We start from the raw sequence: 22,011 nt of genomic DNA on the forward strand, positions 1-22,011 counted from the left end.
ATGGATTTTAAAGCAGTATTCGATAAGCTGAAGCGCTCATCGATAGGTGGGCGTACGTGCTTTTTGGTTGTTCAACCAGATGCCATCTATTTATCAACACCGGCCTCAAGCAGTCGGCCTTCTCGATTTGAAATTTCTGACTCAAATTGGGAGAGAGCCTGTGAACAAGCGTTGAGTGTCGCAGCGAGTGGTTATGACGCTTTAAGTGTCGTACTCTCGCACAACTATTATCAGATGTATCAAATCGACAAACCGGCGATGCCTCGGAATGAGTGGCCATCTGCGTTGCCGTTTTTGTTGAAAGAGCTGATTTCTGAACGTGCCATTGACATCATTGCCGATGCAGTTGAGCTGCCAAACTCAAGCAAGGTGCAAGCGTATGTAGTATCAAGAAAAATGGTGGACAAACTGGCGCTTCTTGCTAGCCGTGTCAACCTAACGCTGGATGCGATTATCCCGGAAGATGATGTATGGGGTGATACCGCTGGAGAACTTGGTCACTTTTTACTTCTACAACGAAGTAAACGCGGTCATTTTAGAATCAGTGCTTTTGTTGATCATACCATCGCATTCCACCGTTCAATTCGCAGTGTGACACCACCATTAACTGGCGTTCCATCAAGCGAATTGCAAATGGACAGCCTTTCACTGGAATTGCAGCGTTCGATCGATTACTTGTCCTCACAGTTACGTAATGTTCAGTTACACCAACTGAAAGTGTGTTGTGATGAAGAGGATGAGAATGAACTGGTTCAATCCCTGAACTACCGTTTGAGCACTAAAGTTTCTCCTTTGCTCGCAGAAGAGCATGAACTTTCAGGGCGAGTGTTAGCCGATAGCGCGGCTGCCAATACGGGTGTGCGTCGCGTTAATCTATATCCAGACTTCTTAAAACCGAAAAAAAACTTACTGACATTAAAGAATGTGGTCATTTCTTGGGTGGTTGCTGCCGCTTTGATCGTGTTGTCTTACGGCTATGTGACATGGCAGAGCTCAGGCGTCGAAGATGAGATTGCGATTGTAAAGAGCAAAGGCAGTATCATGAAGTCGGAACTAGAACGTTACCAAGTTAGGCTTCGTAAACACCAACCCGATACCAATAAGTTAGCGGCAAAAGCCCGACTAGAGCGAGAAGTAAAAGCCAAACGCGACTCGATGAAAGCGGTTGGGAAATATGACGATTCGCAAAGAACAGGCTACTCCGGAGTGATGCAGTCGCTGGCGAAGCTAGGCAGCAGCAATATCTCTTTGTCAGACATTCACATCGACAGTACTACGCTCGATCTTAAAGGTTTAGCGAAAACGCCGAGCGCAGTACCAAACTGGGTGAGTCAGTTTAAGAATGAAATTAGCCTAATTGGACGTACATTCGATGATGTGAGCATTGGTCGCAACGAGGACAACGTAGTGACGTTTGAGTTGAAGACTCGTGGAGGCAAAGCGCAATGAATGATATTTGGCTTTCTTTAGAAGAACGTTTCGAAGAAATGAGCGTTCGAGAAAAAATGCTGGTGGCGCTTTGTGGCTTGGTGACGGTTGTTATGTTGTTGTTTACGTTGGTATTGGAACCGAAATTAAATGAGGTAGCCAGTAACGATAAGCAATTGAGTAACTTAAAGCTCACGAACCAAAAGACAGAAATTGATATTTTGCGCATTCAAGCGCAGTTGAAAAAAGATCCTAATGCGGAAATAGATCAACAAATCTCTGATCTGTTGGCGGAAAGTCAGCACCTTTCTATGCAATTGTCAGAGATCATTGAGCACTTAATTACACCATCTCAAATGGCTCAATTACTCGAAAGTGTATTGGAAAAACAAAGCGGTATTCATTTGCTGTCATTGCAGACATTACCTGCTGAACCGATCACGGAAGATAAAGAAGCTTCTCAATACTCAGGCTACTACGTTCATCCGGTTCGAATGGAGCTGACGGGCGATTATTTTTCTATCGTTAATTACCTAAGCAAGTTAGAGGGGTTACCTTCGAGTTACTACTGGCGCAGCTTCAATTACAAAGTGGAAGAATATCCAAAAGCGAAGTTGGTACTGGAAGTTTACACATTAGGTTCAAGAGAGGAGTTTATCGGTGGTTAAGAAACTCATGATCTCAATTGCCCTCGTAGTGGTGTCTGGTTCTGTTTTTGCGAATCAAGATCCAACCGCGCCATTAGGGTGGAAACAACCGGCTGCTCAAGCGCAAGCTAAGCCTAAAGTGAAGCAGTATCGTGTACCGACGCTCAATAGCATCGTATGCAAACCAAATTCAGATTGTATCGCCATATTGAATAACCGCCTTATTGAGCAAGGAGCTCAAGTTAATGGGTATCGAGTGTCGCGAATTACCAGTGAATTTGTAACCTTAAAGCGAGGCGACCGTCATTGGAAGCTTGAGCTTTTCCGTTTGAATGTAAAAAAATAATAACCAGAGCCTGATCAGATATGCGCAAATTAGTTGTAGGAATAACAATTGCTTCTTTAATGGGGTGTTCAATGGGTCACCGTGACCCAGTTGAAGTGAAGCAAGCTCTTAATGAATCTATTAATGAAGCAAACAGTCGAGCACTTGAAGAGATCCCATCTTCCGTCGAAGCCGATCTAATGCCAAACCTTGATACCAATGTCACTTCAGAGCAAGGAATGCTGAAGCGTTTCCGTATTCAAGCGAATGCGGTTGAGGCGCGCAGTTTCTTTGCCTCTTTAGTCAAAGGTACAGAGTACAGTGTTGCCATTCACCCTGCAGTACAAGGAAACATCACGGTTAATTTATCTGATGTGACTTTGGATGAAGTGTTACGTGTCGTACAAGATATGTATGGCTACGACGTTGTCCAAACGGGCAAAGTGATTCAGGTGTACCCTGCGGGTATGCGTACGGTCACCATTCCGGTTGACTATTTGCAATTCAAACGCTCAGGTCGCTCTTTGACGAGTATCGTAACTGGTTCGGTAACGTCGGCGGGTAAATCAAGCTCTGGTGGCAGCTCGGATGATTCGGACTCTTCAAGCTCGAATTCGGATAATAGCTCGACGACCTCGACTGGTGGCACACGCATTGAGACCATTACCGAAAGTGACTTTTGGCCTTTGCTGCAACAATCGGTGGCAGACCTCATTGGCTCAGGCAAAGGTCAAAGTGTGGTTGTGACGCCACAAGCTGGGGTGATCACAGTACGAGCATTCCCTGATGAAATTCGTGAAGTTCGTGAGTTCTTAGGCGTTTCGCAAGAACGAATGCAGCGTCAGGTAATTCTTGAAGCGAAGATCTTAGAAGTGACCTTGAGTGATGGTTATCAGCAAGGTATCAATTGGTCGGATATGACGGCTTCGATTGGTAACTCTGGCAGTGTTGTTGTGGAGCGTGCAGCAAGCGCATTGCCACCATTGGACGCGATCGGCTCTCTATTGGGTGGGCAAACCAATGTAACGATTTCTGATGGTAACTTTGAAGCGGTTTTGAGCTTTATGTCGACACAAGGTGACTTGAATGTCCTTTCAAGCCCTCGTATTACCGCGGCCAACAATCAAAAATCAGTGATCAAAGTAGGTACGGATGAATACTTCGTGACTGAACTTTCGAGCAATGCCGGTAATGGTGAAAACTCCAATGCGGTACCTGAAGTGGAACTGACGCCGTTTTTCTCTGGTATCTCTCTCGATGTAACCCCGCAAATTGATGACAAGGGAAATGTCTTCCTTCACGTTCATCCAGCGGTTATTGAGGTTCAAGAAGAAGTAAAACAATTGAACCTAGGTGGTGAATTCCAAAACATTCAACTTCCTTTGGCAAAAAGCTCTATCCGTGAATCAGATTCTGTAATTCGAGCAAAAGATGGTGACGTGGTTGTGATTGGTGGCTTGATGAAGCAGCAAAACCGCGAATTGGTTTCTAAGGTACCATTCCTTGGTGACGTACCAGCGCTAGGGCATTTGTTCCGCAATGTGAACAATGTGACGGAAAAAACCGAACTGGTGATTTTGCTTAAACCGACCGTTGTTGGTGTGAACTCATGGCAGAAAGAGCTAGAACGCTCACGTGATTTACTGCAAGAGTGGTTCCCTGACGCGCAATAACGCAGACGGGAGTTGTATCATCATCTTGGTGTTTTAAACCGCATATGTATTTATCGCATTTTGGGTTCCGAGTTCAGCCTTTCTCATTGACCCCAAATACAGAGATGTTTTTGGGGTTGGTGCCGCACTACGAAGCTATTCAGACCATACTTGCTGCTGTGCAGATGGGAGAAGGCGTGATTAAAGTGACGGGGGAAGTAGGCACGGGTAAAACCATGGTGTGCCGTAAGCTTATTGAGCAAATTGAATCCCAAGTTGAGCTTGTCTACCTACCAAACCCTGTTCTTAGCGGCGAGCAATTACAGTTTGCTGTCGCCAGGGAGTTGGGTGTTCAAGAAGACGATCCTTTACGTATTGTGTCGTTGATACAGGACCGTTTGATTGAGGTGCACAGTAGCGGGAAAAAAACAGTGCTGATTGTTGATGAAGCTCAAGCGCTATCAGAGCAAGCGTTAGAAACCTTACGTCTGTTTGGCAATTTAGAAACAGAGCAGCATAAGTTGATTCAATTGGTGTTGTTTGGTCAACCTGAGCTCGATGAGCGTTTGGCTACACATGAACTCAGACAGTTTCGTCAACGCATTACCTTTAATTGCCATCTTCGTCCTCTCTCTTTGGATGAGGGGGTGGCTTATATCAACAACCGGTTGGATAAAGCGGGAAATGGCGCTCATATATTGACGATTGAGCAGAAAAAAGCGATTTGGCGTTCAGCAATGGGGATACCTCGGCTGATTAATCAAATCAGTCATAAAGCGTTACTTTCTGCATTTAACGATCGCTGCACCCTTTTAAAAAATCATCACGTTTATGTGGCCATGCATGACACCTTTGATGCCCGTAAACCTAAGTTTAAGACCCCTGTATTTTGGGGATGGAGTCAGTCTTGAGTGCGATTAATAAAGCATTATCAGAACTTGCTGAAAAAGATGCACCATCTGCTTTAACCAAAGCAGAAGTACCAAGCGTCACAAAGAGTAAACCTTGGCTGTGGCTAGTTGCTGGTTTTTCATTGAGCTTAGCCGTTGGTGGGTGGGCTGTATCACAGTCGCCATCCTACGCAAAGCAAAATGGGGTGTCTTTACCGAACCTAGCCGATAACACGCTAGATTCGTCATCAAAGCCTGTCCACCAAACGGCAGGAGTTACACATTCACCTACGAGTAAAGTCACCCCTGATCTTGATGAAGTGGTGTACACCAAACCACTAGAAAGAGCACATCAAGTTTCTGAAACGGTGGTGGTTAAGCCTCAAGAGCAAGCTCAATCTCAGGTGCGAGTTCAACCTAAATCGCATAACCCGTCTCAAGCTGAGCGTGGTGTGCTGACTAACGATGTTCAAACACCGGCTGTTTCTGTACATAACGCGGTGCAAAAGCCGGTGCTATTGGCACAAGTCAATCATGAGCCAAAATCATTGCCTGCCATGGTCCAGGAAAGCTCGATGCGAATAGAGCAAGTTGAGCTTTCTCACCAGCAACTTGCCGAAAAAGCGTTAATACGCGCAGATAAGGCTATGGATGCTAATGATATGAAAGGTGCGTTATCTGCATTTAATGAAGCACTGCGCTATCAGCCAACGAATGTTGAAGCTCGCCAAAAACTGGCGGCGTTATATTTTGGTAAAGGCGATACGCGTGAAGCGTACGATATTCTCCAAGCGGGGATTAATTTAGATGTGAACAACCAAGTGTTGCGTCTTGCGCTGTCTAAGTTGTTGGTGAAAGCCAATCAACCTGAAGCGGCACTTAGCCCACTTGTGCACCTTCCACCAATGCCAAGTCGCGATTATTTAGCGATGCGAGCGGCGCTAGCCCAGAAGCAAAAACAGAACGATATTGCGTTAGAAAGTTACCAACTGCTTACTCAGCGAGAGCCTGAAAATGCACGCTGGTGGTTGGGACTTGGGATTCAGCAAGAACGAGCAATCGAATTCAAATTGGCAATGGCTTCCTACCAGCAAGCGCTGGGTAAAGTCGGTATTTCAAATCAATCACAGGCGTTCATTCGCGATCGCTTAAAACTCTTAAAACAACTGGAGAGTGCACAATGAAAATTCAGTTGAGAAAACGCTTAGGCGATCTCTTGGTCGAAGAAAATATTGTTTCGGAAGATCAAGTTCAGCAGGCCTTATCTGCTCAGAGAAATACAGGCCAGAAGCTTGGCGATGCGTTGATTGATCTCGGCTTTATTACCGAAAAGCAGATGCTGGAGTTTTTATCTCAGCAGTTAGGTTTGCCGCTGATTGATTTAAGCCGAGCGCCTGTTGATCCTGACGCGGTGCCGCTGTTACCTGAAGTGCATGCGCGTCGTTTGCGTGCGTTAGTTGTCGCTCAAAATGGTGATACCTTGCGAGTGGCAATGAGTGATCCTGCGGATCTGTTTACCCAAGAGTCGTTGATGAACTTGCTTGGGCAATACGATCTGGAATTTATCATTGCGCCGGAGCGTCAGTTAATCGAAAGCTTCGACCGCTATTACCGAAGAACGCAAGAAATCGCATCGTTTGCAGAGCAGTTGCAAGCAGAACACCAAGATTCAGAACGGTTTGAATATGGCATTGATGAGGGTGACAGTGAAGATGTCACGGTTGTTAAGTTAGTCAACTCCATGTTTGAAGATGCAGTGCAAGTTGGCGCTTCCGATATTCATATTGAGCCGGACGATAAAGTGCTGCGTTTACGTCAACGTATTGATGGCGTACTGCAAGAAACCTTGCTTAACGAGGTGAATATTGCTTCTGCATTGGTGTTGCGCTTAAAGCTAATGGCGCACCTCGACATTTCTGAAAAACGTTTGCCGCAAGATGGTCGCTTTAATATCAAAGTGCGTGGTCAGTCGATTGATATTCGTATGTCAACGCTGCCAACACAATATGGCGAATCCGTGGTTATGCGTCTGCTTAACCAGTCATCAGGTCTAAGAAAGTTGGAAGATTCTGGTTTGCCTCCTGAGTTGTTGGCGCGTTTACGTCATCAACTGGCTCGCCCGCATGGCATGATCCTCGTAACAGGACCAACAGGTTCGGGTAAAACTACCACGCTTTATGGTGCTTTGAGTGAACTTAATGAGCCAGGTAAAAAGATCATCACAGCAGAAGATCCAGTGGAATACCGCTTACCTCGCATTACCCAAGTACAGATCAACAGTAAGATTGATCTGACGTTTTCTCGTGTGTTGCGTACTTTCTTACGTCAGGATCCGGATATCATCCTTATCGGTGAGATGCGAGATCAAGAAACGGTTGAAATCGGCTTGCGAGCAGCACTGACAGGTCACTTAGTGTTGAGTACACTGCATACGAACGATGCCATCGACAGTGCACTGCGCATGATTGATATGGGGGCGCCGGGTTACTTGGTCGCAAGTGCGGTGCGGGCGGTGGTTGCTCAGCGTCTGGTTCGCCGTGTGTGCCCAGATTGTAAAACGACGGATGAGCTTGATGCGTCTCGTCAGCACTGGTTAGCAGAGCGATTCCCAAATCAGGTGGGCACAAGATTCCACCGAGGCATTGGCTGCCAAAACTGTAATATGACGGGGTACCGTGGTCGAATCGGTGTATTCGAAATCTTAGAGCTTGAACAAGAAATGATGGATAAGTTGCGTGCTAACGATGCGGTTGGTTTTGCACAGGTCGCTCGTCGCTCGCCAAACTATAAGCCACTGCTTGCTTCGGCAATGGAGCTCGCTCTGCAAGGCACCGTCAGCCTTGATGAAGTAATGGCTCTGGGTGAGGGTGATGCCTCTGGTCAAGTTGAACCGATCTTAATATAGGTAAGTGAATGCCAACTTTTCGTTACCAAGGCCGCTCTCTAGACGGTAAAGCCACCAGTGGTAAAGTGGATGCTGTCAATGCAGAAGCCGCAGCAGAAGCATTGATGAACAAGGGGATTATCCCGCTCAACATTCGCTTAGAAAAAGAAGCCATGAAGAACAAAGTGAGCTTAGCTAAGCTCCTTGTTCCGGCGATCCCTCTGGAGGCGATCATTCTATTCTCACGTCAGTTGTTTAGTTTAACCAAAGCCGGCGTGCCGTTGCTTCGCTCTATGCGTGGACTCTTACAGAACTGTGAGAACAAGCAGTTGAAAGACGCGCTAGAAGACGTGGTATCTGAATTGAGTAATGGTCGTGGTTTGTCCTCTGCGATGCAGCCACATACCAAAGTATTCAGCCCGTTATTTGTCTCGATGATCAACGTCGGTGAGAACACGGGTCGTCTCGACCAAGCGTTGCTGCAATTGGCCAATTATTACGAACAAGAGCTCGAAACACGCAAACGAATCAAAGCAGCGATGCGTTATCCGACGTTTGTGATCATTTTTATCACCATTGCGATGTTTATCCTGAATATCTTGGTGATCCCTGAGTTTGCTTCGATGTTCTCGCGTTTTGGTGTCGACTTGCCATTGCCAACCCGGATCTTGATTGCGACCTCAAACTTCTTTGTTCACTACTGGGGATTGTTGATTGCCGCGATTGTCGGGGCGTTTTTTGTTTTTAAAGCTTGGGTTGCGACGGCAGACGGGCAAGAAGCGTTTGATAAATTTCGTTTACGCTTGCCAATTGTCGGAGGCATTGTCAACCGAGCGCAGTTATCGCGTTTTGCGCGTACTTTCTCGTTGATGCTCAAATCTGGTGTCCCACTAAACCAGTCATTAGCGTTGGCGGGGGAAGCGCTGGGCAACAAGTTTCTTGAAAACCGTATTTTAGAAATGAAAGCCTCGATCGAAGCGGGCAGCACCATTTCTGTCACGGCGATTAACAGTAAAATCTTTACGCCGTTGGTCATACAAATGATCGCGGTGGGGGAAGAAACCGGTCGTATTGATGAACTCTTGCTTGAGGTGTCGGATTTTTATGATCGTGAGGTGGATTACGATCTGAAAACCCTGACCGCTAGAATAGAACCATTACTTTTGGTCATTGTTGCTGGTATGGTAATGGTCTTGGCGCTGGGTATCTTCCTGCCGATGTGGGGCATGTTGGACATCATCAAAGGCGGTTAAAACATGGTTGAAAACCCAAGGAGGGCAACGGCCATTCTCGGTGGTTTGGTGGTGATGATCGTGCTGGTGGCTTTTGTGCAGAATCTAAAGCCTATCGAACAAGAAGCGAGTTTATCTGGCAGCAAAATGGCGAAAGCTTGGATGCGCGCCAGTATTCAGCGTTATCAGCAAGCTTGGCTCGTCAGTGGGGAGCCTAACATCTTGATGATGGATGGCTTTAAGCTAAAAATGACCAATGATGGGTTGGTGTCGCCATTTACATCTGATGGGGAACTGGATTGTGACTATTGGTTGGCGGTGCATTACCCACAACGCAAGATTATGGCGAGCGAGTTGTTGAAAATTCGTGGCGTAGTTAAAAGTAATAATTATATGTGTGATTATACTTACGCAAATGGTTATAAAGTTGTAGTTATATCGAGTGGTAACCAGTTGAAATTGAGTGTCGAAAACTCGGCGGAGTGAATTATTTGACACCTTAGTACTACAAATGGTTCATAAAGTCGGTATAATGCAAATATTTCCATAAGAAAAAAGTTGTAACATGACGTAAATGTGTCACGTTGGCTTTTATTATGGCTTCAAATAACAGGGTCATGCGACCAAAATTTTGCAGTCACTCTGCATGCTTACATAGAGAGAAAAACAATGAAAAGACAAGGTGGTTTTACCCTTATCGAATTGGTAGTGGTTATTGTGATCCTAGGCATTCTAGCGGTGACGGCTGCACCACGTTTCCTTAACCTACAATCTGATGCACGAGTATCTGCGTTAGAGGGACTTAAAGGTGCGATGCAAGGTGCTTCTGGCATTGTTTATGGTAAAGCTGCGATTCAAGGTAAAGAGAATAGCAGTACCCTGGAAACAGTTAGTTCAGCAGAAGGTAACGTGACAATTATTCATGGTTACCCAACAGCAGACGCTAGTGGTATTAAAGCAGCGCTACATGACTCAGGCGATTGGACTCAATCAGGTGGTGCAGCCACGGCTGGTGCGGTCACTCAGTTTACGTTTGCAGATAGTTCAAATTGGGATTGTTCAGTTACTTACAAAGCTGCAACATCAAGTGCAGCTCCAGTAATTACAGTTGCTGAAGCAGATAAGTGTTAGTGATATTTCTAAAGGCCAGCCTGTCTGGCCTTTTCTTTCCCAATTCTGGTTAATCTCGGAATGCTTAATATGCGTAAATCCTCCGGTTTGAGCTCTGTTGAGTTCGTTGTTGTTTTAGTTCTCCTCGGTGTGGTTGGCTATGTGGTATTGCCAAGATTTATCAGCTTTGAAGCAGAAACCTATGAAGCGAAGTGGGAGCAAACCAAGCAAACCGCAGAGCATGTTTCTGAATCGTTGAGCAACAAAAAAACCTACGATCGCATCGAGAAAGAGCTAGATGAAGCCAAAGGTGACAATAACTAGCCATAACGCGAGACGTATACCGCTCACACTTCATGTAAAAATGTGATAACTCTATCATTACTCTAATAATTTCATCTTATACTTAATTTGCTTGTTCTGGACCTAAGGTTGGGTTATGAAAAATCGCAGCTCTGCATTTGGGTTTACGCTGATGGAATTGATCTTAGTGATCGTTCTGCTCTCTATTCTTTCGCTTTATGCGGCCAGCCGTTTTATGGGCACGGCTAGCATCTCCGCTTATGCACTTCAAGAACAAGCCATTTCCGTGATCCGCCAAGTGCAAGTCAATCGCATGCAATCGAATGTTGATTATGAAGACACCAACTTTATTCTCGAAGTTTCTGGCTCCTGCATTGGCTCTAAAGCCGCATGTGACATGAACAAGGCTCAGCGCGAATCTCGCAGTGATTATGTGGCTGACCCACAAGCGGTATTTGAGTTGAGTGGCGGTACTTCGCCAATAGAGTTCAATTTATTAGGCAATCCATTAGGTTCTGCTTCTGCAGGTGTCTCTATCCTGATCCGGGATAAAAATGGTGGTAGCCGCTGCCGTGTTGAGATCAATAGCCAAGGGTATGTGTCAGAGGAAGAGTGCTCATGAAGCGTCTAAACATGAAGCGCTTAATCCTGAAACGCTTAAGCAATAAAAGGCTGAAGAACCAAGGCGGCATGACCTTGATTGAAATGGTGATCGCCATCGTTTTGATGGGCATTGCCATGATTGCCTATACCTCCTTTCTTGTTCCACAGTTGCGTGATTCTGCAACGCCTCATTATCAAACTCGCGCAGCAGCTTTAGCGCAAAGTTTTATGTCGCAAATATTGGCGCGGGGTTTTGATGAAAACAGCGACTTTGATGGTGGCGTGATTCGCTGTGGAGAGGGAGATGATGGTACGAAACAAGAGCGTTGTACTGAGCCTGATGATTTAGGTGAAGACAGCGAAGAAAATCGGCCAAGTGATTTTAATGACGTTGATGATTACATTGGCTGTTGGAGTACGCCTACAACGGTCAATAAGTGTCAGGGAAAAGAGCGCGGTAACATTAGTGATATTTTGGGTGAAGACAGTGGTGACAGTTACAAGAATTTTAGGGTTGAGGTGAAAGTCGCTTATTACGATATTACGACAAACAACTCTGCACCTACCAAGTCTACGATTATCACGCCTTACAAAAAGGTGACGATGACCATTTACTCCAGCAATACTCAGCCACTATCGCTTACCGCTTTTAGAGGAAACTACTGATGAAAATGCGGGGTTTTACTTTAATAGAGATGATCGCCACGATTGTGATTGGCAGTATCATAATGCTAGGTATTGCCGGTTATGTGAAGCTTGGGATGAAAGGTTATGCGGATTCTATCGACCGCCAGCGAATTCAAACTCAAGCGCAGTTTGTATTAGAAAAAATGTCGCGCGAGATTCGCCATGCGGTGCCAAATAGCTTTTATGAACCCTCAAGCAATTGTTTGGCGTTTGTGCCTATCGAGTTCTCAGGCTTTTACAACTTAAGAGATGGAAATTTAGAATTTCTTCTTGGTAATGATATCGACCGAGAAACAATGCCCAAAGACAGTTGGTTAGTGATAAACCCAAGTCGTATACAGGATTTATCACCCTCATCGCCACAAAGTTTCTCTGTTAGCGAATTTACTAAAAAAGATGGCGTTTTTAAGATTTCAGGCGCCGCGGATAGCATTGATAGTTCTTCTATTTCCAGCCGTCACTATATCTACCAAGAAAACTCGCAAGTGAGTTATTGCTTTGACAGTGGCCAGATTACTCGCAATGGGGTGACGGTTGCAGAGAACGTTAATACAGCAGTCAGCAAAATGCATTATAAAGAACCAACCCTTCAGCGCGGTGGCCTTGTCCATATTAATTTGGAGTTTGTTCAAGACGGTGAGCGCAGTGTTTACCAACAAGACGTGCAGGTGCTCAATGTCCCATAGAAGAAAGCCTCAAGGCAATGTCTTAATTATCGTGCTGTTCGTCATTATTGTGATGGGCTTTTTGGCTTCGTCATTAATGCGTGTGAATTGGTCCAACCAAAGCACACTCACACGTGAATTTTTAGGAACCAAAGCGTGGTTTATCGCCCAATCTGCCAATGAGTGGGCGCTTACTCAGCTTTATCCATTAAACGGAACCAGCGCTGCGTTTACAACGCTATGTTCGAATCGTGTCAATGGCAAAAAGCCAGATGTGGCACAAGGAACAGGTTGTGAGATCGAAGCGATGCAATGTTCAGAAATAGGCACCTTTAATAAAGGTGCTTCAGATGCAGAATCTTTATTTAAGGTGCAAGCCACGGCAATGTGTGGCTCCGGGGTGACAAAAGTTCAGCGCCAACAAGAGATTTGGGTTAGGGAGTATCAACAATAATGAAAAAGATAATTATCTTGTTAGCACTTTCGCTAATGCTGCCAAATATTACGTTAGCTTCGCAGTGCAATGTGCTAGGGCAAAGTGATTTCACGATTTCATTCCGTGTTGAAGCTGATGATGATTTTCAAGCGGTTAAACTTCAGCAAGGCCAACATGGATACTACCTTTGGTATACGAAGCATAAGCGAAGTGAAAACCGTTCATGGTCTTATTTATTTAACGAGCGTAGCCTTACCGAAGGCTTGTTTTACGATGTAAAAATAACTCATGACTCAAGTACAGGTACGTTGCGTTATTTTAGAAAACTCGCAAGAGCATCGAGTTATGAACTTATTGACTCTATGAATGTAAGTTTAAAGTCTGGTAATTATCTTGCATCTGATGTCGGTGATGATATCGGTACAATTCACTGTTCTAATTTCGAAGAGCTGGTTCCTCCAGTAGGTCCGATTAATCGTTCGCCGACATTCGAGTTTGGCACCGTGGATCGCGGAAATTGTCGTATGGATGGCAATAAATACACCTGTACGATTGATTTTGAGAATACATACGATAGAACTAAATCTAAGCCTCTAGTATTCGTCATGCCAACCATTGATGCGTCATTATCAAGAAAATCTCCGCGTGTAAGTGAGTACCCATCAACGGTTTCTGTTGTGAACACAAGTTATTCCACAGCTACGATTGTGCAAGAATTTGCCCCACATAACAAAGCGGACTCTAAGGTTTCGTTTTGGGATAAAGATAGAGATGTCATCCACAAGGAAATGGCAAAAGTGGACTATTTTATTATCGAACCAGGTGTATTAGAGCTGAATAATGGCTCAAAAATTGTCGCAGGCACAATTGATACTAAGGTTGCTGCATCTGAAAAAAAGAGCGAAAGAAATAACGGGGTAACCATAGATTTCGCTGACTTTGGATTGAACCATTTCGATAAAATACCCGGCGTTTTAGTTCAGTCCCAGACTAGAAATAATGATCGGTCTTCAGATTGGTTCACTGCTCTTGCTCGGGATGTTACTAAAGAGAAAGCCAAAATCTCGCTTGAGACCTCAGAGGTTTACAGCAACTTGCGTACAAAAGAAACGCTCGCTTTTGTTGCAGGTCAAGGTGCTGGTTATATCAATGGACGCAAATTCTGGCTAGGTGACGGTACAACGAAATACACGTTAAATACGAAAGATCCTGTCATTGACCCTGTTGTTGAGGGGTGTTCTGTATATACACCGTTCCCTGATGGAACGAGCTTTAATGAGCCGCCTATTTTGGTTGCAAATAAAAACTCACGTCGAGGTCCAAATGGAGGTTGGCTAAAACGCTGTGATGTGACGAAAAATTCTGCCGCCTTTATCATTGAAGAAGATATGCAGAAAGATAAAGAAAGGGGCCACAAGGATGAAGATGTTGGTTGGTTCATGTTTGAAAAAGCAAACGCCAACCCAATGTGTAATGGATTTAATAGTCCAGTTCAAACATGGAAGCGACCAGATGGATACATTCCTGTTGATGATAAGGATGGTGAGCTACACCTATATGGCAGTCCGACAATCGTAGGGGCTCCACTTGTCGATGGAAAGCGAGTTCTCGGTTTTTTACCTGACCATATTTATGATCGCACATTGGCATGCTCAGAACAAACTTGTACGAGTGATGAGGGGTTGATGACAGGGCAAGAAGCCTTAGAGAACTTTCCAAATCACCTGGGGGAGAGCCGAACAGTTTTGGCTGGTGATACTTTAATCCTTGATGATGATAATCAAACATATGAAACTTTGTCTGTTGGTGGGACGGTTATTATTAAGTCTGGACATTATAAAATTGGCAAAATTGATGTTTGGGAAGACGGAAAAGTCATTGTTAGATCGGGGAACTCCGTTACGATAGATACAAGAAGTTTGGCAGTGAACAACCGAAGCCACTTTGGTATTGAGATAACGAGTTGGGCAAATCCGCAGTTACCGGTACTTGCAGACGCAGAACTTCGAGTGAATGTCCATAATATTCCCAAATCTGGTGATAGAGAATATGTAGATCTCAATGGTGATGCGCAGTTTGTCGGATTATTATACAGCGAAAAGCATGTTGAGATGAGTGGCGATGCCGTTGTTTATGGCTCTGTTTCCGCAAGATCTGTTCAACTGACATCGACTGCGAAAATTCAAGCCGCAACTGAATGTATTGATCCCCCAACAAGCTATGAACTAACACTAACCCCAACAAAACAATATGCCCTGACATGTGGTGAAGATCAGCCTAGTTTTATCATTGAAACGAAAAATGGCACTCAACCGGAAAGTACGGGCGTGACTGTTGGAGTCGGACCAAATGAAAGCGGTTTGTCTGTTCAAGTTGCTGACAACGTCGGGTCTGGTAGCTATCCACACTTTATTACTAGCAACAGCTCATCTAATTTAGGAAAGCTTAAACTATCTGTAATGGTTACTAATAACGACAAAATAGAGTTGAATAAAGACTATAAGTTAACCGTTACTCTCGATAATGATTCATCAAAGACGTTAGCGTCAACTTTCAGGTTTGTACCTTATAAATTTGATGTACAACCGCAATTTGTTATCGCGGGCCAAGGCTCTCAGATAGAGACCAAGGTGCTCGCTTGTCAAAATGATAGTCAAACGGTTGTTAAAAGCTATCAAGGTACACCAATTGTAGAGTGGGATATTGCAACGCCAGAAACAGGACGTAAGGAAGAAAGTTTATTTACTTATGCACCTACGTTTTCTGATGGTAGTAAAGGCGTGACTTCTAGCCCGTTTAAAGTCATGGAATCAGGGGTTTATACGGTTACGTTAACTGACACTAAGTTTACTTGTGATCCAAATTATTCTAGTAATTGTCCAATTGCTCCTAAAGGTGATGATAGTTCGCAATCTTTGGAAACGGTTCTCACAGGTTCATTTACCGTTCAGTCACGACCTTGGAAAATTGCAGCATGCAATATTGTTGCAAAGAACGGTGGAAAATTGAACCCAGGAACCCAAGGCTCTGATGGCGGCTTTATCCCATCTGGAGAGAGCTTTAGTGTGACTTACAAACCAGTTGTACATAGTGACTCGAAAGGTCAGGCAAGTGAGCTTTGTGACTATCCAGTGACTCAAAACTTCTTCTCAGATGAAAGTGTTAAAGCACAATTTGATACTGAATTCTCTATTGCTTATCCATCCTCAACAGACAGCGATATCGCGAATCTAGGAGATAAACAGCAATTAGAATTTAACAAAGATAATGCTAAGTCAGGTCTGACGGTGGAATATGCTTGGAATGAAGTAGGTTCATTGGACTTGAAAACATCAGGAACGTACTTCCAAAAATCGTTGACGGACAATCACGTCACTATCGGTCGTTTTTATCCTAAATATTTCCAAGTCATTGACAGTGACAGTGATTGGAATTACCCAGGAGCACAAAACTTTGCTTATATGGGGCAGCCTTTTGATGGTGTCTCTTATTCGGTTGAGGCATTGAACTCGAATGAAGATTCACTCAAAAACTATGCGTTGTTCGAGTCTGCGAATCAAGCCATGTTTAATATTGATGAGTTAGATGCATTGGCTGGGAGATTTGATGCCCCTAACTCAGAGGGCAGCTGGAGGTTGTCTGATAAGACGAAGAGTCTCGGATCTTTCACTATAGGCGGTAATTCGCTTTGTGGTGCTGATTCTTCGAATCGCTCGATTGGTAGTGCATGCTTTATTAAAGATTTCACCAAGATAAACGATGCAAAAGGTTATGCTGATGGTCCTTATAATCAAGGAGCGGATGTGACGAAAATTGGCTTGGTATTTGCGGGTAATAGTCAGGATCCGGTTTCTTTCTTGAATGTAGATAAAGCTAATGACTCGCGTTTAATTATGCAGCCTAAGATTCGCTTTGGACGCGTTAACTTATCCGATGCGGGTGAAAAACAAGGCACAGATACGGTAATACATATTCCACTTCGTATTGAATACTGGAATGGTGAACGTTTCACTCTCAACTTAGATGACAGCCAAACGGATGTTCAAGGCATTAAAGAAAAACAAAAGCTGGTTTGGTCGGAAAAGAAAAATACAGATGGCGTCGCGGAGGATGTCGATGTGGCACTGAGTGCAGGTGGCAAAGTGATCGCTGGTCGTTCTCGCTCAATTGAAGCCACAGAAGCGGAATCTAACCGTCAACAAAGTCGTGTTTGGCTAAACCTTGATCCGGGTGGTAATGACCTACCTTGGCTCAAATACAACTGGGATAAAACGGAAAGTGGAGAAGAAAATCCATCATCGGTGGTCACGTTTGGTATTCATCGCGGCAATGATCGCGTGATTTATCGTGGTGAACCGGGTTTAACCGCACAGTAACAAACGCCGGTTTCTTGCGTTAAGTAAGGAAACTGCAAGAAATTGAGGCTTTCTGCTCATGTTTGTGTACCAATGCCTTGCTGTGACAGCGAGGCATTGGTACATTTAGGACAATTTTTGTCTTCTAAATTTTTGCAGGATGAGCGAAGAATATGTTTAAAAAACTTCGTGGCATGTTTTCTAACGACCTATCTATCGATTTAGGTACTGCCAACACTCTAATTTACGTAAAAGGCCAAGGTATTGTCCTTGATGAGCCTTCAGTCGTTGCTATTCGTCAAGACCGTGCAGGTTCTGCAAAAAGCGTTGCTGCTGTAGGCCATGCAGCAAAACAGATGCTTGGTCGTACGCCGGGTAACATCTCAGCTATCCGTCCAATGAAAGACGGTGTTATCGCAGATTTCTACGTAACTGAAAAAATGCTTCAGCACTTCATCAAGCAAGTGCACGATAACAGCATCCTTAAACCAAGCCCTCGCGTACTGGTTTGTGTTCCTTGTGGTTCTACTCAAGTTGAGCGTCGTGCTATTCGTGAATCAGCACTGGGTGCGGGTGCACGTGAAGTTTACCTAATTGACGAGCCAATGGCGGCGGCAATCGGTGCTGGTCTACGCGTCTCTGAACCTACAGGTTCAATGGTGGTTGATATCGGTGGTGGTACAACTGAAGTGGCAGTTATCTCACTAAACGGTGTGGTTTATTCGTCTTCTGTACGTATCGGTGGTGACCGTTTCGATGAATCAGTGATCAACTACGTTCGTCGTAACTACGGTAGCTTGATTGGTGAAGCGACTGCTGAAAAGATCAAACATGAGATCGGTTCTGCATACCCAGGTGATGAAGTTCGTGAAATCGAAGTTCGTGGTCGTAACCTTGCTGAGGGTGTGCCGCGTAGCTTTAGCCTAAACTCAAACGAAATCCTAGAAGCGCTGCAAGAGCCGCTATCTGGTATCGTATCTGCAGTGATGGTTGCACTAGAACAGTGTCCACCAGAGCTCGCTTCTGATATCTCTGAAAACGGCATGGTATTAACTGGTGGTGGTGCACTACTCAAAGATCTAGACCGTCTTCTAATGGAAGAAACGGGTATTCCAGTGGTTATCGCTGAAGATCCACTAACGTGTGTGGCTCGCGGTGGCGGTAAAGCTCTAGAAATGATCGACATGCACGGTGGCGATCTATTCTCTGAAGAATAAAGTGTTCGGTGAAGCTCTGCACGGGCTTCACCATCATTTCTGCTCTCTCTGTAATTTCAATCTGCTCCATACCTAGAATCTTGTGATTTCTCAGGTTGCCAAGTAAGGCTCAATATCATGGTAGCAATCAGGTCAAAAACAAGATGAAACCGATTTTTGGCAGAGGCCCATCTCTGCAATTGCGTCTGTTTTTTGCTGTCATCGTGTCGGCGAGCTTGATGCTGGCTGATAACCGTCTAGATACGTTCTCTAACGTTCGATACCTGCTTAATAGTATGGTCGCTCCAATACAATACGCTGCAAATTTACCTCGTAGCATGTTCGATGGGATGTTTGAGAGTTTAAATACTCGTCAGTCGCTGATAGATGGCAACCGCAGTTTGAAGCGTGAAGTGCTTCGCCTGAAGAGCGAACTGATTTTGCTCGATCAATATAAAGAAGAAAACCAGCGTCTACGTAAGTTGCTTGGATCTTCGTTTGTCCGTGATGAGAAGAAAGTCGTGACAGAAGTGATGGCGGTAGATACTTCTCCATATCGACACCAAGTTGTTATCGATAAAGGACAAATTGACGGGGTATACGTAGGTCAACCTGTCATTAATGAAAAAGGCATTGTTGGTCAGGTCACTTTTGTTGCGGCACATAATGCTCGTGTACTCCTGCTTACCGATGCAAAGAATGCGATTCCTGTACAAGTTATCCGCAATGATATTCGCGTGATTGCTTCTGGTAATGGTGAAGTTGATGAGATCCAATTGGAACACATTCCAACTAGTACGGATATTCAAGTCGGCGATTTATTAGTAACGTCAGGTCTTGGCGGGATTTATCCTGAAGGGTATCCGGTTGCGAATGTGACATCGGTTGCTCACGATCCACGTCAGGAGTTTGCTGCAATCAAGGCTGAGCCAGTCGTGGAGTTTGACCGTTTGAGGTATTTGCTGTTGATCTGGCCGAATGAAGATCGTCAGCACAAGGTATTGCAATCCAGTGTGGAAGAAAGTGCTAAGCAAGAGGTGACAAATGGCCAATAGTGTAGTGCGTAGCCGAGTGGTCATTGGTGTCAGCTTTTTTGTTGCTCTTGTACTTCAAACGATCCCTTGGCCGGGCGTATTAGATCTTCTTCGTCCATCATGGCTATTCTTGGTCACATGTTACTGGGTGCTTGCATTGCCCCATCGTGTGAACGTAGGTACGGCACTAGTGCTCGGGCTACTCTGGGATATTTTGATTGGCTCGACCTTAGGGATCAGAGGCATGATGATGTCGATCGTTGTCTACTTGGTGGCACTGAACTTCCTGGTGATCCGTAACATGGCACTGTGGCAACAATCTATCTTGATTGCCTTTTTTACCGTGGTATTGGAGCTTCTTATATTCTGTGGGGAATATTTGAACCAGGATGTAGTATTTAATCCATTATCTCTATGGACTGCAGTAATAAACTGTATACTTTGGCCATGGATGTTTTTACTTATGCGACGCGTACGTCGCGCTTGGCACGTAAGGTAGCGTTGTGAAAAAGGGCTTATCCCTCGTTCTCGCATCGGGTTCTCCGAGAAGAAAAGAGCTGCTTGCTCAACTAGGTTATGATTTTGACGTTGTGCTTCCTGACATTGAAGAAGCTAAGCAAGATCACGAGCAAGCACAAGACTATGTTCTGCGTCTTTCTCTGGAAAAAGCTCAGGCAGGCTTAGCGATGGCTAAGCCTGATTCTGTTGTATTGGGCTCAGATACTGTCGTGGTATGTGAAAACCAAGTATTAGAAAAACCAAATAGTTTTGAAGATTCAAAACGTATGCTCAACAACTTATCAGGTCGTCAACATCAAGTAATGACCGCAGTGAGCGTCGTATCAAAAGAACAACAACACTCAGTGGTCGTGATCACTGACGTGTGGTTCAAAACACTGACCGAAGAAGAAATCGAACAATATTGGCAGTCAGGAGAACCATGCGATAAAGCTGGAAGTTATGGAATTCAAGGGCTCGGGGGGCGTTTCGTCACCCGAATAGAAGGCAGTTACCATGCCGTAGTAGGCTTACCTTTGTTCGAAACCGATCAGCTAATTCAAGAATTTTTATAATTGTTTTGAGGTGTGCACATGAGTGCAGAATTGCTGCTTAACGTGACCCCGAGTGAAACTCGCGTGGCCATGATTGAAGGTGGAGTACTACAAGAAGTTCATATTGAACGTGAAGCCCGTCGAGGCATTGTGGGCAATATTTATAAAGGCAAAGTCAGTCGCGTATTGCCAGGCATGCAAGCGGCGTTTGTTGATATTGGCCTAGATAAAGCGGCGTTTTTGCATGCGTCAGATATTGTGCCGCACACCGAGTGTGTCGCAGAGAACGAAAAGCAGCAATTTCAGGTTCGTGATATTTCTGAATTGGTTCGCCAAGGCCAAGACATTGTTGTGCAAGTCGTTAAAGATCCTCTCGGTACGAAAGGTGCCCGTCTAACCACTGATATTACATTGCCATCGCGCTACTTGGTGTTTATGCCAGGGGCGAGTCATGTTGGTGTTTCTCAGCGTATTGAAAGTGAGCGTGAGCGTGAGCGTCTTAAGAAAGTGGTTAACCATTACTGCGACGAGCACGGTGGTTTTATCATTCGCACGGCAGCGGAAGGCGCTGACGAGAAAGAGCTTTCACAAGATGCGGCATTTTTGAAACGTCTATGGCAAAAAGTCATGGAACGTCGTTCAAAATATAAAACGCGTTCGACACTTTATGGTGAGCTTGGTTTAGCGCAGCGTATATTGCGTGATTTTGTTGGTACTGAGCTGGACAAAATCATGGTCGATTCTCGTCTTGAGTATGAAAACCTTAAAGAGTTTACTTCTGAATATGTGCCTGAGCTGACAGACAAGCTTGAGCTGTACGAGGGCGATAAACCTATTTTTGATATGTACGATACAGAGAACGAAATCCAACGTTCTTTGGAGCGTAAGGTCGAGCTCAAATCGGGCGGTTACCTAATCATCGATCAGACCGAAGCGATGACGACCGTTGATATCAATACTGGGGCGTTTGTTGGCCGTCGTAACCTTGAAGAAACCATCTTCAACACCAACGTCGAAGCGACACAGGCGATTGCACGACAACTTCGTTTGCGCAACCTTGGCGGGATAATCATCATTGATTTTATCGACATGGCGTCAGAGGAACATCGCAAGCGTGTATTAGTTTCGCTTGAGGCGGCTTTATCTAAAGATCGCGTGAAAACCAACATCAACGGCTTTACCCAATTGGGTCTCGTTGAAATGACACGTAAACGCACGCGAGAAAGCATTGAACATATTCTTTGTTCGAGTTGTCCAACATGCGAAGGGCGTGGCAGCGTGAAGACAGTAGAAACCGTCTGCTACGAAATCTTACGTGAAATCACTCGAGTAAACCGTGCTTATGATGCCGACAAGTTTGTCGTTTACGCATCCCCATTTGTTGCTGAAACTTTGTTGGGCGACGAATCACACGCACTGGCTGAACTTGAAGTATTTATTGGTAAACAAGTTCGTATTCAAGCTGAGCCTCTGTATATTCAGGAGCAGTTTGACGTCGTAATGATGTAATTG

The 22,011-nt window shown here is 44.8% G+C and carries 21 protein-coding genes; all 21 read left to right on the forward strand.

Annotated elements, in window-relative coordinates:
• The gene (locus tag KHN78_RS09575) at positions 1-1,449 is read left to right on the forward strand and encodes an MSHA biogenesis protein MshI (protein ID WP_211915881.1); all 1,449 of its coding nucleotides are present in this window, start codon (positions 1-3) and stop codon (positions 1,447-1,449) included.
• Positions 1,446-2,096, forward strand: a complete 651-nt coding sequence (gspM, locus tag KHN78_RS09580; RefSeq protein WP_211915882.1) for a type II secretion system protein GspM — start codon at positions 1,446-1,448, stop codon at positions 2,094-2,096. The genes KHN78_RS09575 and gspM overlap by 4 nt, the downstream gene beginning before the upstream one ends.
• The gene (locus KHN78_RS09585) at positions 2,089-2,421 is read left to right on the forward strand and encodes an MSHA biogenesis protein MshK (RefSeq protein ID WP_211915883.1); all 333 of its coding nucleotides are present in this window, start codon (positions 2,089-2,091) and stop codon (positions 2,419-2,421) included. The genes gspM and KHN78_RS09585 overlap by 8 nt, the downstream gene beginning before the upstream one ends.
• A gap of 20 nt (positions 2,422-2,441) precedes the next feature.
• Positions 2,442-4,073, forward strand: coding sequence for a pilus (MSHA type) biogenesis protein MshL (gene mshL, locus KHN78_RS09590; RefSeq protein WP_211915884.1), 1,632 nt, complete (start codon positions 2,442-2,444; stop codon positions 4,071-4,073).
• A gap of 44 nt (positions 4,074-4,117) precedes the next feature.
• The gene (locus KHN78_RS09595; RefSeq protein ID WP_211915885.1) at positions 4,118-4,963 is read left to right on the forward strand and encodes an ExeA family protein; all 846 of its coding nucleotides are present in this window, start codon (positions 4,118-4,120) and stop codon (positions 4,961-4,963) included.
• Positions 4,948-6,126 carry a tetratricopeptide repeat protein gene (locus KHN78_RS09600; RefSeq protein WP_211915886.1) on the forward strand — a complete coding sequence of 393 codons (1,179 nt, stop codon included), beginning with the start codon at positions 4,948-4,950 and terminating at the stop codon, positions 6,124-6,126. Before KHN78_RS09595 ends, KHN78_RS09600 begins: the two co-directional genes overlap by 16 nt.
• A complete protein-coding gene (locus tag KHN78_RS09605) occupies positions 6,123-7,847 on the forward strand; it encodes a GspE/PulE family protein (protein ID WP_211915887.1) in 1,725 nt (574 codons plus the stop codon). The genes KHN78_RS09600 and KHN78_RS09605 overlap by 4 nt, the downstream gene beginning before the upstream one ends.
• Before the next feature lie 8 nt (positions 7,848-7,855).
• A complete protein-coding gene (locus KHN78_RS09610) occupies positions 7,856-9,079 on the forward strand; it encodes a type II secretion system F family protein (protein ID WP_211915888.1) in 1,224 nt (407 codons plus the stop codon).
• A gap of 3 nt (positions 9,080-9,082) precedes the next feature.
• Positions 9,083-9,544: an MSHA biogenesis protein MshF gene (locus tag KHN78_RS09615; RefSeq protein ID WP_211915889.1), complete on the forward strand. Its 462-nt coding sequence runs from the start codon at positions 9,083-9,085 to the stop codon at positions 9,542-9,544.
• A 183-nt stretch (positions 9,545-9,727) separates the two neighbouring features.
• Positions 9,728-10,189, forward strand: coding sequence for a prepilin-type N-terminal cleavage/methylation domain-containing protein (locus KHN78_RS21985; RefSeq protein WP_211915890.1), 462 nt, complete (start codon positions 9,728-9,730; stop codon positions 10,187-10,189).
• 69 nt (positions 10,190-10,258) lie between these two features.
• Positions 10,259-10,492, forward strand: coding sequence for an MSHA biogenesis protein MshA (locus KHN78_RS09625; RefSeq protein ID WP_211915891.1), 234 nt, complete (start codon positions 10,259-10,261; stop codon positions 10,490-10,492).
• A gap of 115 nt (positions 10,493-10,607) precedes the next feature.
• Positions 10,608-11,093, forward strand: coding sequence for a type II secretion system protein (locus KHN78_RS09630; protein ID WP_211915892.1), 486 nt, complete (start codon positions 10,608-10,610; stop codon positions 11,091-11,093).
• A gap of 50 nt (positions 11,094-11,143) precedes the next feature.
• Positions 11,144-11,740, forward strand: a complete 597-nt coding sequence (locus KHN78_RS09635; protein WP_211916533.1) for a prepilin-type N-terminal cleavage/methylation domain-containing protein — start codon at positions 11,144-11,146, stop codon at positions 11,738-11,740.
• Entirely contained in the window at positions 11,740-12,447 is a 708-nt protein-coding gene (locus tag KHN78_RS09640) for a PilW family protein (RefSeq protein ID WP_211915893.1), read from the forward strand. Before KHN78_RS09635 ends, KHN78_RS09640 begins: the two co-directional genes overlap by 1 nt.
• Positions 12,437-12,880 (forward strand): MSHA biogenesis protein MshP, encoded by a 444-nt coding sequence (locus tag KHN78_RS09645; RefSeq protein ID WP_211915894.1) that lies wholly within the window; start codon positions 12,437-12,439, stop codon positions 12,878-12,880. The genes KHN78_RS09640 and KHN78_RS09645 overlap by 11 nt, the downstream gene beginning before the upstream one ends.
• On the forward strand, positions 12,880-17,238 hold the full coding sequence (locus tag KHN78_RS09650; protein ID WP_211915895.1) for a DUF6701 domain-containing protein: 4,359 nt from the start codon (positions 12,880-12,882) through the stop codon (positions 17,236-17,238). Before KHN78_RS09645 ends, KHN78_RS09650 begins: the two co-directional genes overlap by 1 nt.
• Positions 17,239-17,390: 152 nt before the next feature.
• Positions 17,391-18,434: a rod shape-determining protein gene (locus KHN78_RS09655; RefSeq protein ID WP_099080126.1), complete on the forward strand. Its 1,044-nt coding sequence runs from the start codon at positions 17,391-17,393 to the stop codon at positions 18,432-18,434.
• 143 nt (positions 18,435-18,577) lie between these two features.
• Positions 18,578-19,468 carry a rod shape-determining protein MreC gene (gene mreC / locus KHN78_RS09660; protein WP_128810065.1) on the forward strand — a complete coding sequence of 297 codons (891 nt, stop codon included), beginning with the start codon at positions 18,578-18,580 and terminating at the stop codon, positions 19,466-19,468.
• Entirely contained in the window at positions 19,458-19,946 is a 489-nt protein-coding gene (gene mreD / locus KHN78_RS09665) for a rod shape-determining protein MreD (protein WP_128810066.1), read from the forward strand. The genes mreC and mreD overlap by 11 nt, the downstream gene beginning before the upstream one ends.
• Before the next feature lie 4 nt (positions 19,947-19,950).
• Complete coding sequence (locus KHN78_RS09670; RefSeq protein ID WP_211915896.1) at positions 19,951-20,520, forward strand: Maf family protein; 570 nt, start codon at positions 19,951-19,953, stop codon at positions 20,518-20,520.
• A gap of 18 nt (positions 20,521-20,538) precedes the next feature.
• Positions 20,539-22,008, forward strand: coding sequence for a ribonuclease G (rng, locus tag KHN78_RS09675; protein ID WP_128810068.1), 1,470 nt, complete (start codon positions 20,539-20,541; stop codon positions 22,006-22,008).
• Positions 22,009-22,011 lie beyond the last annotated feature (3 nt).

It is taken from the genome of Vibrio sp. B1REV9 (assembly GCF_905175395.2).
GTDB lineage: Bacteria > Pseudomonadota > Gammaproteobacteria > Enterobacterales > Vibrionaceae > Vibrio > Vibrio alfacsensis.